Genomic DNA, 14,474 nt, shown 5'->3' on the forward strand with positions numbered 1-14,474 from the left:
GGCAATACGACAGGGTAACGCGATGAATATTAAAATCGATGCGCTGAACTACTACGGCGCGACGAAGAAATACCAGCTCCATTTTCCGGCGCTGCGGGAAGATATCGAAGCCGATGTGGTAATTATCGGCGGCGGCTTTTCCGGCATTAACACCGCGCTCGAACTCGCGGAACAGGGGATCACCAACGTGGTGGTGCTGGAAGCGCGCCATCTTGGCTATGGCGGCACCGGGCGCAACGGCGGTCAGGTGATGGCTGGAATCGGCCACGATATCGAAGCGGTGAAAAAACACGTCGGCAAAGAGGGGCTGGAGACGCTATTTAAAATCGCCAACCTCGGCGCGGGTATCATTCGCGAACGCATCCGCAAATATAATATCGACGCCGATTTCGTCCCCGGCTACGGCTACCTGGCCTATAACCAGCGGCAGCTTAAAACGCTACGCCAGTGGGAGAAGGAGTTTAAAGCCGCCACCCCCGATGAAGAAATCGAACTGTATACCGGGAAAGAGGTGCAGCAGGTGGTCGGTTCCGAGGTCTACTGCGGCGCGCTGAAACATATGGGCGGCGGGCAGATCCATTCACTCAATATGCTGCTTGGTTCGGCGCAGGCCGCGCATTCGCTGGGGGTGAAGATTTTCGAATCCTCGCCGGTGGTGGAGGTGAATTACGGCAAACAGGTACGGGTGCGCACCGCGATGGGCAGCGTTAAAGCCGCCAAACTACTGTGGGCCTGCGACAGCTTCCTCAACAATATGGAGCCGGAGATCTACAACAAAACGCTGGTCACCTACTCCTATCAGGTGTCGACCGAGCCGCTCTCCGATGAACTGATCGAGCGCATCAGCCCGCTGCGCGGCGCCTTCAGCGATATTCGCCCGGTGATTAACTACTACCGCGTCACTCGTGAAAACCGCCTGCTGTTCGGCAGCGCTACCCGCTTCGTGGAGTATACGCCGAACGATTTCGCCGCCTGGAACCGTACGCTGCTGGCGGAGGTCTTCCCATACCTGAAAGATGTGAAGATCGATTTCGCCTGGGGCGGGCCGATGGCCTGTAGCGCCAACCTGTTCCCGCAGATTGGCACCTTACGCGACCATAACAACGTCTTTTACGTCCAGGGGTACTCCGGCTTCGGCGTCACCCCCTCGCACATCGTGTGCAAAATCCTCGCCGAAGGGATCAATGGCGGTTCCGACCGCTATCGTCTGCTAAGCAGCATTCCCCACGCGACCATCCACGGCCGTGACAGCCTGCGCTTGCTATTAGTCACCGCCGGAAAACTGATGCATCAAACCGCCGGTTTCTGGAAAGGCCGGAGTTAATCAGGAGAACGCTATGCACGCTTTTAAACTCAAACACCCGGTACCTGAACTACAGCCGATCGGCAGCGTCAGCCTGCTCGGCGCGACGCCGACCGCCGGCGACCCGCAGGTAGCGGGCGCGATGATATACGGCGAGCCGCAGGACGCCTTTACCTGCGGACTGTTTTCGTCCACCGAAGGGAGCTTCACCATGACCTACCCGTTTACCGAACACGCCACCGTGCTGGAGGGCGAAGTTGAACTGACCGTCGCCGGCGGCGAGCCGCAGCGCTTCGCGCCGGGGGACAGCTGGTTTGTCAAACAGGGCACCGAAGTGGAGTGGAAAATCCTCACCCCACGTTTCGTCAAACACTATCTGGCGAACGTCGAGACGCGCTAACACGCTGATAATGCCCGGCGGCGCATTACGCCTTCTCCGGGCTACCAAATCGCACAGCGCTGTCGCCCCGATAAGCGTCGGCGCTACCGGGGTTTTGAGGCCAAATTAAAGGCAAGCCGCACGGACCGTAGGCCGGGTAAGGCGCTAGCCGCCACCCGGTAGAAATACGCGCAACGTGGCAAGACAGATGGCCCCGCTTTCCGGGGCCATCTTGTTTATCAACCGCCACATTCATGGACTACGTCACAGATTCACCCGTTGCTCTCCACCTTCCGGACGATATTCGTTGAGCAGGATGCCCGCCTAAATTATGACTATCCGGGAGTGGCGCTGGCTATTCCCTGCCCTCCCCTACATTGTGCAGAGGTTGACTATGTTTAGTAACAGACTCGCCAGCCATCTTGAACGCGGCGTCGTCGGCTTTCCGACGACCCTCGCCAGCTCGGTTGGGCTGATTATGGCAAGCCCGGTGATCCTGACGGTCACCAGCGGATTCGGCATGGGCGGCGACACCTTCGCGCTGGCGGTACTGCTGGCTTTTATTATGATGCAAGCACAGGTCACTACCTTCGCCGAAGCCGCAACGTTAATCCCTACCACCGGCTCGGTGTACGACTATATATCCTGCGGTATGGGCCGCTTCTTCGCCATTACCGGCGCGCTGTGCGCCTATCTTATCGTCCATATCTTCGCCGGCACCGCGGAGACCATTCTCGCCGGCATTATGGCGCTGGTGAACTTCGAATCGGTCAACGCGCAGATGGCCGCCCATCAAAACACCTGGATGGTGGGCGTCGGTATGGTGGTCATTTTCGGCCTGCTCAACGCCATTGGCGTGGAAATTTTCGGCAAGGTCGAAGTGGTGCTTACCTTTGGCATGTGGACAACGCTGACCATTTTCGGCCTGTGCGGCATTTTTATGGCGCCGGTGACTCATCTTTCCGGCTGGTTCGGCACGCCGCTGAACGTTAGCGATATCTCCGGCCTGTTCGGCTATATCGGCATGGCGATGTTTATGTTCGTCGGCTGCGAACTGGTGACGCCGATGGCGCCGGAAATCAAAAAAGCCCACCGCACCATTCCGCGGGCGATGGCGCTGGGTCTGCTGGGGGTCGCCAGCTGCATGTTTATCTATGGCGCGGCGATTAACCGCCAGGTGGAAAACGTGGTGATCGATGCGGCGAATAACGTCCATTTGCTGGACACGCCGATGGCGATCCCGGCCTTCGCCGAGCGGGTGATGGGCCACGCCGGCCAGTACTGGCTCGGGGTCGGCCTGCTGCTGGCGGGCTGCGCCACGATTAATACTTTGATGGCCGCGGTGCCGCGTATTATTTACGGTATGGCGCTGGACGGCGCGCTGCCGCGTTTTCTTACCTGGCTGCATCCGCGCTTCAAAACACCGGTGATCGCGATTGCCATCGGGGTGGCCATCCCCTGCCTGCACGCCTGGTACCTGAACGGCGATCTGGACCGTATCGTACCGCTGATCCTCGCCGCGGTATGCGCCTGGGGCGTGGCCTATCTGCTGGTCACGCTGTCGGTGGTGATGCTGCGCATTCGCCGCCCTGACCTGCCGCGCGCCTACCGCTCGCCGTGGTTCCCGCTACCGCAGATTATCTCCAGCGTCGGGATTATCATCGCGATTGTGAATATTACCCCACCGGGGATGGACAGCCGCGAGGTGCTGGTGCCGTTCGGGATTATGCTCGGCCTGACCGCCGCCTATGCTCTGTTCTGGACGCTATGCGTACAGCGCGTTAATCCGTTCAAGCCGCTGGAGGTGGAAGAGGTGGTCGAGCGCGCTATCGGCAATTATGAGAAACAGACCCGCGGGGAGATGACGCCTGATGCCCTCCGTCCCCTGGTTTGAAACGCCATTAATGAACGCGGTGCAGCGCGACTTAGCGGGCTGGCCGAGCGAAAAACTCAGCGAACGCAGCGCGATGTTGCGGTTGAACGACGCCACCGCCGTCATCTTCAGCGTGCGCCAGAAGCGGCTATTTATGGCCAGCATTCACAGCTGCGAGTTTGTCGTCGAGGGGCCGGTTACCCGGCCCGCTCGCGGCAAGATCCGCGCCCACCAATCCGGCTGGCTGAAACGTCAGCCCATCCGCTTTATCGGTAGTAAAGAGAGCGCGGAGCTCGCCGGCTATCTCAACGGTTTTCCTAATCTCCAGCACACCTTAAGCGAGCTGGACTACCGCCGCTTTTCGTTGACCTTTGACGATAGCGGCTGGCGCTGTTGCATTGAACCCTGGGCCGCCAGCGAAGTGGTCTGTAAAATGCCGCCGCTGCGCCGTTATCTGAAGCTCGAAGCGCAGCAGCGGATGCTGCTGCTCAGCGTGCTGGCGATGATTAACCAGGCGGTAAGTCAGTGGATGGCTGAGAAAACCAATGATTAAGACCATATTGCCATGACATCACGCGCCGATCAGACTCTCCAGAGGAATGCCGAACTGTGCATGAAGCCGGCGAATCATCGGGAGCGTCAGGTTACGCGTGCCATTGAGAATTTCATAAACGCGATTAGATTTACCAATCGCTGGTTCCAGATCTTTTACGGTAAGCCCCTGCTGCTCCATGCGAAATTTTATGGCTTCAATGGGGGTGGGCGGCTCGATGGGATAGTGCCTTTTCTCATACTCTTCAATGAGCAAGCACATCACCTCAAAAAAATCGCCCTCTGGCGTATCAGGCGCTGGTTCATTATCAAAAAAAGGTTCAACCGCGCTTAACGCGGCTTCGTAATCTTGTTCAGTGCGGATAGGCTTAACATTCATCATTTACTTCCTCTCTATCGTCTCAGCGTTTATCACGTCATATTCCTTATGCGTTCCGATAAACTTAACGAACATCCATCCCCGCAGATAAGCAACAGCTACAATTAACCGATAATCATTTCCCTTTATGTTGAATACCACCCGCTTATTTTTCAATATGCTTGCGCTGCGGTATTGGTCCTTAATCTCCGCCGGGGTTTTCCAGTCAGCCTTTATTGCCTCGTCCACCCAAGCCTTTAGCGGTTGTTCCGCGTCGGGATTCTCCGCCCAGAAATCCCTGAGTACTTTCACTGAGATTATCTTCATGGACGGATATTAGTCCCAATTCGGGACCAGGTAAAGAAAAAAGTCCCAAAACGGGACTTTTGAGTCACATTGCGTCTTGCCCTTCCCCGCCATCACAGCGGGGAAGCTGAGGCGTTTTATAGCAGACCGAACTGCTGCGCCAGCCGATCGATGGCCTGGCGCTGGAACTGCGCGAATGCGGCGCGCGGCTGCTGCTGCTGAATAAATTCCAGCAGCGGATCCTGAACCTCGGTGCGCACGCCGCTCAGCGTTTCCATCACCGCCAGGCCGCAGAACGGCACGTAGGACTCGGCGTAGCCGCCTTCGTGCACCATCACCAGTTTCCCGCCGCACAGGCGATCCGCCGCCTGCTGGACCTGTTCGGTCATCGCCCGGAAGCTGTCGCTATGTAGCTGCATCCGCGCTAATGGATCCATCGCGTTGGCATCATAGCCGCAGGCGATAATAATCAGTTCCGGCTCAAAACGCGCCAGCGCGGGAATGACGATAGTTTCCAGCGCATAGCGCCAGCTGTCGTCGCCCGCCCCGGCCAGCAACGGAATATTGATGTTGTAACCTTCGCCCGCGCCAACGCCGCGATCGTCCTCGCCGGAGTAGCCCGGCGGGAAGCAGCCGTCCTGATGCAATGAGATAGTCAGCACGTCATCGCGCTGCAGATAGATATGCTGCGTACCGTTACCGTGGTGAACGTCCCAGTCAATAATCGCCACCTTGCCGAGCCCCAGCGACGCTTTCGCCCGTTCAACGGCAATGGGAATATTGGCGAGGAAACAAAACCCCATCGACTGGTCCGGCAGGCAGTGGTGTCCGGGCGGCCGCGACAGCGAATAGGCGTTATCCAGTTCCCCTTTAAGCACCGCTTCCACGGCGGCACAGGCCAGTCCGGCGGAAAGGCAGGCGATTTCATAACTCCCCGGTCCCAGCGGCGCCTCTTTGCCGAGCATGCCGCCGCCGTTATCGCTGATTGCCTTAAAACGCTCAAGATAGCTATCAGGATGGATCCGCCGCAGGTCCTCAAGGCTCGCCGCCGCCGCGCTGCGTAGTTCCAGCTGCGGCGTCAGCCCGGAGACGTCCATCAGGTTTTTCATCCGCCGTTTGGTCTCCGGCGACTCGGCATGGCCGCCGCCGGCGGGCGGCTGTACCCAGCCACCGACCGGCAGCGTTACCGCATGCAGGCCGGTACTGTGCCAGAAACAACGTTCATCAAAGAAGAAACCGGTTTTTCTTTTCACTCTATCCTCCCGTTGGCTAAACCTTTTCCGGCGGACGACGCCGCCGCAATCAAAATCAGAGACAGCAGCGCGCAGGCGCCTGCCGCCGCCAGCAACGGATTGGCGCTGGCGAAGTGTTGCAGTAAGGCCCCCGCGAGCGCCGGGCCGGCTGCCATTCCGCCGCCGATCACCAGATTGATGCTGTTCATCAACCGGCCGCTGTTATCAAGCGCGGCCACGCGAGCGAGGATAAAGGGCAGCACGAAAGTCCAGGTGAACTTAAACAGCAACGCCGCGATGGCGTAACGCACCAGCAGCGGATGGCCCGTCAGTAACAGCACGCTGGCGATCAGCAGCGCGTATCCCAGCCACACCGCCAGCCGGTCCGGACGTTGGGTACCGCGTAGAGCCGCGCCGCCGGCGCCGATAATGCCGAACACCGTCGCCGCCGCTAGCACCAGACCGACCTCTGTCGGACTCAACCCTGCCCCGCTGCCGATGGTGCCGATAAAGGTCCATACCGCGCTGAGGCTGATATAGAAGGTGAGAACCGCCAGTACCGCCAGCGCCTTACGCCACGACGCCGCAGGTGGCTGGCGATGGGAAGCCGATTGCGCTTGAAAACGCGACGGGAAGGCGGAAACCAGCGGCAAACAGCAGAGCATGATGGCGGCGAGGAGCAGATAAACGACCTTCAGGCCAAAGGTCACGAACAGGCCGGGCAACACCAGCAGGCCAAGCATGCCTAACAGCAGCTGCCCCAGTACCCAAAATGCGTACACCCGCGATGGATTCGGCGTTCCCGCCGCGCAGCTGATGCACAAAATCATTAGCGTTCCGCCCGCCAGGGAAGCAATAAAGCGTACCGCCAGCAGCGACGCATACTGGGTGACTACCGCCGAAGCAAGGTTAGCGAGCAGAAATACCGCGCAGGCGACGAGTGCCACCCGCCGCCAGTCCAGGCGGTTCATCCACCACCACGCCGGGAGCGTCGCCAGGCTCATCGCGCCGAGCTCCGCCGAAAATAGCCAGCCGATCTGTCCGGGTTTAAGGTGCCATTCGCTGGCCAGTTGCGCCGCCACCGCCGGCGCGGTCATTAAAATCCCCGGCGCAATGGCGGCGAAAATGACAATCGCCGCCAGCAAACGCAGCGACACCACCAGCCCGCCAGGCCGGGAAAGGCTATTTTCAGAAAGAGGTGTACTCGACATCGTAGGGCGTGCTCCAGTCAAAAAAGCCTCCCCCCGGACGGTTATCCAGGGAGTGATACCCTCAGGCATCAGGAAAACGCCGTGCTGCCACGGCGCGCGCGGGATGCGATAGTCAGATTACAGATGCAGCGTACGCTGAGCGGCAGGCATCCAGGTTCGGGAAACGAGTTCAGTCCGGTTGACGACTTCGGTCTTGGCGAAAATATTGCGCAGATGGGTTTTCACCGTCGAGAGCGAGATATCCAGCTGGCGGGCAATCAGCTTATTGCTGGCGCCTTCACGCACCATGCCGACGATTTCGCGCTCTTTGGCCGTCAGGATGGCAGGGAGTTGATCCTCTTCCTGCAGGAAATCGCGAATAGCCAGCTCCACCAGCGGCAGTACCGCCTGGGCCCGGAGGCGTTCCTCGCTGGAAAAAGGCACGTCGCGCATCAGCGAGATACCGGCAACGATCCGCCGTTCGCGGCGAATAAAGATTTCGGTCATGTCGCGTACGTTATTCGGCAACATAAATTCATGATAGTAGTGGCGGTTGCGGTCACAGAGTCGCGGCGTCATCGCTGCCATGGTCGTACTCTGGTGACTAAAGTGCGCCGGCAGGTGCGGATCCAACGGCTGGAAGCTTTCCAGATATTGTTGGTGTGTATTATCCGAAATATTATGCAATATATAGTTTTCAGGTTTTAAACGATTATTTACTCGATAAAAAACCGCTGAAGACAGTGGAATTAACTGTGAAATAGTCTGTAAACAACGGGCTATTATCGCATCATTACGACTGGCTTTTAATAAAGCAGACATGATATTTCCCCCCGTCAAGGTGGTGGTGCGTAACACGCGGATTACCAGAGTAAGATGAAGCATACATTTCACATTTAAGTAACACAATCATTAACATGTTAACAATGTGATATCCATTACAAACTTTTCATCAATACATTGTTATTTAAAGCATTTAAAAATCGCCCTGCTATCTGTTAACGTAGCGGCGTTAAAACATAAACAAAAGTTATTAACATCACGCGTTATTTTCTCGTGAGGATTAAAAACCCTTATATTGGCAGGTCCGATCTCATCCTTAAGAACGATAGTTTTTTGCATTTTTTCATTTATACCCTAAAAAGGATGTCGATAATTTAACGCCGCGGCTTAATCAACGGATTACGCCTGACTTGCTATTGCCCAAATATGCCGCCCCAGGCCAGCAATTAATAGAGGATAAGCCGATGCTGAATATCGCCGCCTTACGCCAGCAGCAAATTCCGCTGGCCGTCGAACCGCGCTCATCGCTGCCGTTTCATATTCTGATGAAACCGATTGGCCCCGCCTGCAACCTCGCCTGCCGCTACTGCTACTACCCGCAGGATGAAACGCCGGTCAGGAAGATGGACGAGGCGCGACTGGAACAGTTTATCCGCCGCTATATTGCCGCCCAGCCCGCCAGCGCGCGGGAAATCAACTTTGTCTGGCAGGGCGGCGAGCCGCTACTGGCCGGGTTAAGTTTTTATAAAAAAGCGCTCGCCCTGCAGCAGCGCTACGCCCCTGACGGCGTAACCATCAGCAATAGCCTGCAGACCAACGGGACGCTTATCAACGACGCCTGGTGCCGGCTGTTTCGCGAACATCGCTTTATTATCGGCGTCAGCCTCGAAGGTAGCGAAGCGCTTCAAAACCACCATCGACCGGATAAACGCGGGCAGGCTTCCTGGCCGGCGGCGCTACGCGGTATCGCCCTGCTCCACCAGCATCAGGTGGAGTTTAATCTGCTGGTGGTGGTGCATAACGAGATGGCCGCCCACGCGGCGGCGATTTATGACCGGGTGGTCACGCTTGGCGCGCGCTATCTGCAGTTCCAGCCGCTAATGAGCGAAGGCGCGGCGCTGCGCGAGGGTTATCAGCTCAGCGCCGATAACTGGGGGCGTTTTATGGTCGGTATCTGGCGACAGTGGCAAAAGCGCTGCGATATGGGGCGGGTGTTCGTCATCAATATCGAACAGGCGTGGGCGCAGTACTTTACCCATACCAGCGGCAGCTGCGTGCATAGCGCCCGCTGCGGCAGCAATCTGGTGATGGAGTCTGACGGCCAGCTTTACGCCTGCGATCATCTGATCAACGCCGAACACCGTCTGGGCCGCCTTGACGAGCAGACGCTCGCCGCCGCGGTCGACGCATCCGTTCAGCTCCCTTTCGGCCAGCAAAAAAGCCTGCGCCGCGAATGTCAGACTTGCTCCGTAAAAATGGTCTGCCAGGGCGGCTGCCCCGCGCATCTCAACGCCGCTGGCAACAATCGTCTATGCGGCGGTTATTACCGTTTCTTTAGCGAAATCCTCGCGCCATTACGTCCCTTTTCCCGCGACCTTAACGGCCTGAAAGCCTGGCGGGCCGCGTTTGTTGGGGCCGCGCATCCCGCGTAGCCCTTTGCCCTGATGGTTGTCCCACTATGAACAGGAGAGTCAGTCGTGAACAAAAAAGCCATGGCCGCGGCGGTCAGCATGATCCTCGCCGGCGGCGCGCACGGCGCACAGAATGAGCATCCAAACGTCATCGTGATTATCGCCGATGATATGGGTTATTCCGATATTAGCCCCTTCGGCGGTGAGATCCCCACCCCCAACCTGCAGGCCATGGCGGAGCAAAGTATCCGCATGAGCCAGTATTACACCTCACCGATGTCGGCCCCGGCGCGTTCGATGCTGTTGACCGGCAACAGTAACCAGCAGGCCGGGATGGGCGGCATGTGGTGGTACGACAGCACCATTGGCAAAGAGGGTTACGAACTGCGGCTGACCGACCGCGTCACCACCATGGCCGAACGCTTTAAAGATGCCGGCTATAACACGCTGATGGCCGGCAAATGGCATCTCGGTTTTGTTCCCGGCGCCACGCCGAAGGACCGCGGTTTTAACCACTCCTTCGCCTTTATGGGCGGCGGCACCAGCCACTTTAACGATGCGATACCGCTCGGAACCGTCGAGGCGTTCCACACTTACTATACCCGCGATGGCGAGCGCATCTCCCTGCCGGATGATTTTTACTCCAGCGAAGCTTACGCCCGCCAGATGAATAGCTGGATTAAAGCGACGCCGAAGGAGCAGCCGGTCTTCGCCTGGCTCGCCTTCACCGCCCCTCATGACCCCCTGCAGGCGCCGGATGAGTGGATCAAACGTTTTAAAGGCCAGTATGAGCAGGGTTACGCCGAGGTCTATCGCCAGCGCATCGCCCGTCTGAAAGCGCTGGGAATCATTCATGACGACACCCCGCTGCCACATCTGGAGCTGGATAAAGAGTGGGAAGCGCTAACGCCAGAACAGCAGAAATATACGGCGAAAGTCATGCAGGTGTATGCGGCGATGATCGCCAATATGGACGCGCAAATCGGCACGCTGATGGAGACGCTGAAACAAACCGGGCGCGATAAAAATACCCTGCTGGTATTTTTAACCGATAACGGCGCCAACCCGGCACAGGGTTTTTATTACGAATCTACCCCCGAATTCTGGAAGCAGTTCGATAACAGCTATGACAACGTGGGCCGCAAAGGATCCTTTGTCTCCTACGGCCCCCACTGGGCCAACGTCAGCAACGCCCCCTACGCCAATTATCACAAAACCACCAGCGCCCAGGGCGGCATCAATACCGACTTTATGATCTCCGGTCCCGGCATTACCCGGCGCGGTAAAATCGACGCCTCAACCATGGCGGTGTACGACGTGGCGCCGACGCTATACGAATTTGCCGGCATCGATCCCAACAAATCACTGGCGAAGAAACCCGTATTGCCGATGATTGGCGTCAGCTTTAAGCGCTATCTGACCGGGGAAACGCAGACGCCACCGCGCTCAAAGTACGGCGTCGAATTGCATAATCAGGCCGCCTGGGTCGATGGCGACTGGAAGCTGCGGCGCTTAGTGAAGCTCGACCTCAGCGCCGGCGACGCGCCATGGCAGTTGTTTAATCTGCATGACGATCCGCTGGAGACGCATGACGTCGCGGCCCAACATGCCGACCGGGTCAAAGCCATGAGCGACGCCTACGAGGCATTTGCTAAGCGCACCATGGTTACCAAAGCGCAGGGCAAGATGATCGATTATGTCGGTATCGATAACAAAACCGGGCGTTATCTGGCGGTCGATCCGGCAACCATGAAGCCGGTGCCTGCGCCGCAGGCGATTCCTGTGAACGAGGGCCAATAAACAAACCCGGCTATCGTTCTTCTGGACGATAGCCGGAAGTTGACTCGCTTTCTAAGGTAATCCTGAACCCATTACAGGAGAGAGCGGATGGCGAGAGTCGTGGTGATTACCGGCGGCGGAAGCGGGATTGGCGCCGCCTGCGCGCGGCTGATGACGGCAGCGGGCGAGCGGGTGTTTATTACCGGCAGACGCGAAGCAACGTTACAGAAGATCGCCGATGAAACCGGCGCGACGGCGCTGGTGGGCGATGCCGCCGACGGCAATGTCTGGCGGGAACGGCTGCTACCGGCAATTCTCGACCAAACCGGCGGTATCGATGTGCTCATCTGCAGCGCCGGCGGCATGGGCAATAGCGCCGCCGCCGACACCAGCGATCGCCAATGGCGCGAGGCGCTGGAAGCGAACCTGAACAGCGCTTTCGTCAGCGTGCGCGCCTGCCTGCCTTCGCTTATCGCCAGCCGCGGCAATGTACTGTTCGTCGCCTCCATCGCTTCCCTTGCCGCCGGGCCGCAGGCCTGTGGCTACGTCACCGCCAAACACGCGTTAATCGGCCTGATGCGCTCCGTCGCCCGCGATTACGGCCCACAGGGCGTCCGCGCCAATGCCATCTGCCCCGGCTGGGTCACCACCCCGATGGCGGATGAAGAGATGATTCCGCTGATGCGGGAGGAAGGGTTGTCGCTTACCGAGGCCTATCAACGGGTGTGCCGCGACGTTCCGCTACGCCGCCCCGCCAGCCCCGATGAAATAGCGCAGGCCTGCCAATTTCTCTGCTCGCCGCAGGCCGCCATTATCAGCGGTGCGACGCTGGTCGCCGACGGCGGTTCCAGCATCGTCGATGTTCCAACGCTGGCGTTTACTTAACGCCCCACTCTACTCAGGAGCTCACATGACTTCAGAAGCCGTATTTATCCAGGTCGGCGCGCTGGCCGATGGTTTTGCCCCGCACGGCAACCTGCTGGCCACCGCCAGTCTGCCCGCAGGCGAACGCTTTACCTTTTATGCCGCCGGGAGCGAGCCGCAGCAGCTGATTATCGAAAATGACCAGACTCTGCTCTGGAACGGCAAACGCGCGCCCTGGCGGGCAACCGCCCTGCGCCCCGATATTCTGTTTATCGATTTTCTTGACCCGGAGCGCGATAACGCCAGTATCAGCGCGGTATGCAACCTGACGCAGCGCAACGCCACGCTGGTATACGGCCAGCTACCGGACGAAGCCGCCGCGCGGCTGGACGCCTTCAGCCGGGTAGAGCAAGGGTTGCCGCTGACCGCCGTCGAGGCGCGATTTGTCTTCGCCCGCCTGGATGCCCAGCCGGGGCCGCTGCCGGACTTTACCACCGCGCTGGTCGGCATGCGCAATCAGTACACCTATAGCCCGACCGAGCGTTATGAACACATCTATCTCAATTATAATTTTTACGCCTGGCAGTGTCTGGACGGCGTGGAAAAGGGGCTGGCGGATGTCGACCGCTGCCATTACGTACAGGTGGCGGAGGATCTCTATTTGTTCGTCTGGCGGGAGAAAATCATTCCCACGCTGGGGGCTATCTTGATCGATCTTCAGCAGATGCGCACCGATGGTAAGATCATGGGTTATCAGGGCAGTGATTTTGGCGCCTTGAGTAATTTCCCGGTCGGCGCGAGCGCGAAGATCCTCAACGTCACCCGCCATCAGGAATAATATTGCGTGGCCGGGAGAAGCGCCCGGCGATATGGGAAGCGCCCCATCCGGTTGAACGGGCCCTGCGGGCGCGGGTGCTTCGGCATCAGGCGCTGACGGAAATGCATGTTCAGGAGCAGAAACGGCGGGTGAGCCTGATGAGTAAAGGGGGTCATGTGTCGCTACGCCGGGCAACATCCGCGGATATGGAGCACCTTTGCGCCGGATGGCGGCTGCGCCTTATCCGGCCTACCGTTCGTGCGGCCCGCCGTTAATTATTCACCACGCTGGCTGAAACTGCCGAGGTTGGGTGCCGCAAAATCCCCGGTGGCGCTACCGCTTACCGGGGCTACGCACTGTGCGATTTGGTAGCCCGGACAAGGCGCAACGCGCCGCCTCCGGGGTGAGGGACTGACTCAGGCGCTGGCGCTGTCGAGCCGCGCCAATTGTTCGCTGCTGAGGCTCAGCGCCGCCGCGTGGGCAAAACTTTCCACCTGCGCCAGGCTGGTGGCGCTGGCAATCGGCGCGGTAACGCCTTCCCGGCTCATCAGCCACGCCAACGCCACTTCGGCAGGCTTCGCGCCCTGTTCTTCCGCCACCGCGACCAGCGTGTCAATAATCCGCATTCCGCGTGGATTGAGATATTTAGCGATGCCGCTGCCGCGCTGGCTTTGCGCTAAATCGGACGGCTGGCGATACTTACCGCTCAGGAAGCCGGAAGCCAGGCTGTAGTAGGTCACCACGCCTATATCGCGGCTTACGCAGAGATCGCGAAGCGCTCCTTCAAAGGCGGAGCGGTGATAGAGGTTGTATTCCGGCTGCAGCACCTGCCAGGCCGGAAGGCCGCCTTTACGCGCCACTTCCAGCGCCGATGACAGCTGTCCGGCGTCGAGGTTTGAAGCGCCAATCGCCCGCACCTTGCCGGCCTGCTGCAGCGCCTGGAAAGCTTCTAACGTTTCATCGATCGGCGTTTCAGGATCCGGCCAGTGGGCGAAATAGAGGTCGACGTAATCCGTATTCAGGCGGCGCAACGAGTCGTCAATCGCCTGCTGGATCCAGGCTTTTTTCAATCCTTTATGGCCGGGTAGCCCCATATCAGAACCGACTTTGGTAAAGATTTTGACTTTATCGCGTATGCCGGGGCGCGCCTGTAGCCAGCGGCCAATAATGGTTTCGGATTCACCGCCCTGATTGCCTTCCGCCCAGCGGGAGTACACATCCGCCGTATCGATAGCATCAAAACCGTGGTCAACAAAAGCATCAAGAATGGCAAAACTGGTTTTCTCATCGATGGTCCAGCCAAAGACGTTGCCGCCAAATACTAATGGGGCGATGGAAAATCCGCTTTTGCCCAATGGACGTGTCATCATGCCGATTACTCCTTAGCTTATATTCTGTTTCCCTCAG

General features: G+C 58.6%; 14 protein-coding genes and 1 pseudogene. 9 read left to right on the forward strand and 6 right to left on the reverse strand.

The features are described from left to right. Window positions 1-22 precede the first annotated feature (22 nt). The 4 genes from ABLV78_RS18835 to ABLV78_RS18850 all read left to right on the forward strand — a co-directional run bounded on the left by ABLV78_RS18835 (window position 23) and on the right by ABLV78_RS18850 (window position 4,108). On the forward strand, window positions 23-1,324 hold the full coding sequence (locus tag ABLV78_RS18835) for an NAD(P)/FAD-dependent oxidoreductase (protein WP_015367823.1): 1,302 nt from the start codon (window positions 23-25) through the stop codon (window positions 1,322-1,324). A 13-nt stretch (window positions 1,325-1,337) separates the two neighbouring features. After that, window positions 1,338-1,703 (forward strand): cupin domain-containing protein, encoded by a 366-nt coding sequence (locus tag ABLV78_RS18840; protein ID WP_025714914.1) that lies wholly within the window; start codon window positions 1,338-1,340, stop codon window positions 1,701-1,703. Between the two features lie 373 nt (window positions 1,704-2,076). Further along, window positions 2,077-3,576, forward strand: coding sequence for an APC family permease (locus ABLV78_RS18845; RefSeq protein WP_047049430.1), 1,500 nt, complete (start codon window positions 2,077-2,079; stop codon window positions 3,574-3,576). Continuing rightward, window positions 3,554-4,108, forward strand: a complete 555-nt coding sequence (locus ABLV78_RS18850) for a DUF3156 family protein (RefSeq protein WP_047049432.1) — start codon at window positions 3,554-3,556, stop codon at window positions 4,106-4,108. The genes ABLV78_RS18845 and ABLV78_RS18850 overlap by 23 nt, the downstream gene beginning before the upstream one ends. 18 nt (window positions 4,109-4,126) lie before the next feature. On the opposite strand, the gene ABLV78_RS18855 is transcribed toward ABLV78_RS18850, so the two are convergent. From ABLV78_RS18855 to ABLV78_RS18875, 5 genes are all read right to left on the reverse strand, one after another. Further along, on the reverse strand, window positions 4,127-4,489 hold the full coding sequence (locus tag ABLV78_RS18855; protein ID WP_172408062.1) for a helix-turn-helix domain-containing protein: 363 nt from the start codon (window positions 4,487-4,489) through the stop codon (window positions 4,127-4,129). Continuing rightward, complete coding sequence (locus tag ABLV78_RS18860; protein WP_045393363.1) at window positions 4,490-4,792, reverse strand: type II toxin-antitoxin system HigB family toxin; 303 nt, start codon at window positions 4,790-4,792, stop codon at window positions 4,490-4,492. 116 nt (window positions 4,793-4,908) lie between these two features. Next, window positions 4,909-6,024, reverse strand: a complete 1,116-nt coding sequence (locus ABLV78_RS18865) for a histone deacetylase-like amidohydrolase (protein ID WP_047049433.1) — start codon at window positions 6,022-6,024, stop codon at window positions 4,909-4,911. Beyond that, window positions 6,021-7,214 (reverse strand): MFS transporter, encoded by a 1,194-nt coding sequence (locus tag ABLV78_RS18870; protein WP_045393369.1) that lies wholly within the window; start codon window positions 7,212-7,214, stop codon window positions 6,021-6,023. The genes ABLV78_RS18865 and ABLV78_RS18870 overlap by 4 nt, the downstream gene beginning before the upstream one ends. Before the next feature lie 117 nt (window positions 7,215-7,331). Then, the gene (locus ABLV78_RS18875) at window positions 7,332-8,015 is read right to left on the reverse strand and encodes a helix-turn-helix transcriptional regulator (RefSeq protein ID WP_045393597.1); all 684 of its coding nucleotides are present in this window, start codon (window positions 8,013-8,015) and stop codon (window positions 7,332-7,334) included. A 425-nt stretch (window positions 8,016-8,440) separates the two neighbouring features. Here ABLV78_RS18875 and ABLV78_RS18880 point away from each other — a divergent pair, with 425 nt between their 5' ends. The 5 genes and pseudogenes from ABLV78_RS18880 to ABLV78_RS18900 form a co-directional block, all read left to right on the forward strand. Beyond that, complete coding sequence (locus ABLV78_RS18880; protein WP_047049434.1) at window positions 8,441-9,628, forward strand: anaerobic sulfatase maturase; 1,188 nt, start codon at window positions 8,441-8,443, stop codon at window positions 9,626-9,628. Between the two features lie 45 nt (window positions 9,629-9,673). Beyond that, the gene (locus tag ABLV78_RS18885) at window positions 9,674-11,407 is read left to right on the forward strand and encodes an arylsulfatase (protein WP_047049435.1); all 1,734 of its coding nucleotides are present in this window, start codon (window positions 9,674-9,676) and stop codon (window positions 11,405-11,407) included. Between the two features lie 87 nt (window positions 11,408-11,494). Beyond that, on the forward strand, window positions 11,495-12,271 hold the full coding sequence (locus tag ABLV78_RS18890) for an SDR family NAD(P)-dependent oxidoreductase (RefSeq protein WP_047049436.1): 777 nt from the start codon (window positions 11,495-11,497) through the stop codon (window positions 12,269-12,271). 25 nt (window positions 12,272-12,296) lie between these two features. Beyond that, entirely contained in the window at window positions 12,297-13,088 is a 792-nt protein-coding gene (locus ABLV78_RS18895; protein WP_047049438.1) for a MoaF C-terminal domain-containing protein, read from the forward strand. Between the two features lie 11 nt (window positions 13,089-13,099). Beyond that, window positions 13,100-13,213, forward strand: a pseudogene (locus tag ABLV78_RS18900) (IS110 family transposase); the annotation flags it as partial. A 270-nt stretch (window positions 13,214-13,483) separates the two neighbouring features. On the opposite strand, the gene ABLV78_RS18905 reads toward ABLV78_RS18900, so the two are convergent. Further along, on the reverse strand, window positions 13,484-14,437 hold the full coding sequence (locus tag ABLV78_RS18905; RefSeq protein ID WP_047049442.1) for an aldo/keto reductase: 954 nt from the start codon (window positions 14,435-14,437) through the stop codon (window positions 13,484-13,486). Between the last annotated feature and the right edge of the window lie 37 nt (window positions 14,438-14,474).

The organism is Klebsiella sp. CN_Kp075 (genome assembly GCF_040065055.2).
GTDB lineage: Bacteria > Pseudomonadota > Gammaproteobacteria > Enterobacterales > Enterobacteriaceae > Klebsiella > Klebsiella aerogenes.

Bases quoted from the DNA above. Each gene is read 5' to 3' on its own strand.
- ABLV78_RS18835 (WP_015367823.1), top strand. From the start codon at position 23: ATGAATATTAAAATCGATGCGCTGAACTACTACGGCGCGACGAAGAAA.
- ABLV78_RS18840 (WP_025714914.1), top strand. From the start codon at position 1,338: ATGCACGCTTTTAAACTCAAACACCCGGTACCTGAACTACAGCCGATC.
- ABLV78_RS18845 (WP_047049430.1), top strand. From the start codon at position 2,077: ATGTTTAGTAACAGACTCGCCAGCCATCTTGAACGCGGCGTCGTCGGC.
- ABLV78_RS18850 (WP_047049432.1), top strand. From the start codon at position 3,554: ATGCCCTCCGTCCCCTGGTTTGAAACGCCATTAATGAACGCGGTGCAG.
- ABLV78_RS18855 (WP_172408062.1), bottom strand. From the start codon at position 4,489: ATGATGAATGTTAAGCCTATCCGCACTGAACAAGATTACGAAGCCGCG.
- ABLV78_RS18860 (WP_045393363.1), bottom strand. From the start codon at position 4,792: ATGAAGATAATCTCAGTGAAAGTACTCAGGGATTTCTGGGCGGAGAAT.
- ABLV78_RS18870 (WP_045393369.1), bottom strand. From the start codon at position 7,214: ATGTCGAGTACACCTCTTTCTGAAAATAGCCTTTCCCGGCCTGGCGGG.
- ABLV78_RS18875 (WP_045393597.1), bottom strand. From the start codon at position 8,015: ATGTCTGCTTTATTAAAAGCCAGTCGTAATGATGCGATAATAGCCCGT.
- ABLV78_RS18880 (WP_047049434.1), top strand. From the start codon at position 8,441: ATGCTGAATATCGCCGCCTTACGCCAGCAGCAAATTCCGCTGGCCGTC.
- ABLV78_RS18890 (WP_047049436.1), top strand. From the start codon at position 11,495: ATGGCGAGAGTCGTGGTGATTACCGGCGGCGGAAGCGGGATTGGCGCC.
- ABLV78_RS18895 (WP_047049438.1), top strand. From the start codon at position 12,297: ATGACTTCAGAAGCCGTATTTATCCAGGTCGGCGCGCTGGCCGATGGT.
- ABLV78_RS18905 (WP_047049442.1), bottom strand. From the start codon at position 14,437: ATGATGACACGTCCATTGGGCAAAAGCGGATTTTCCATCGCCCCATTA.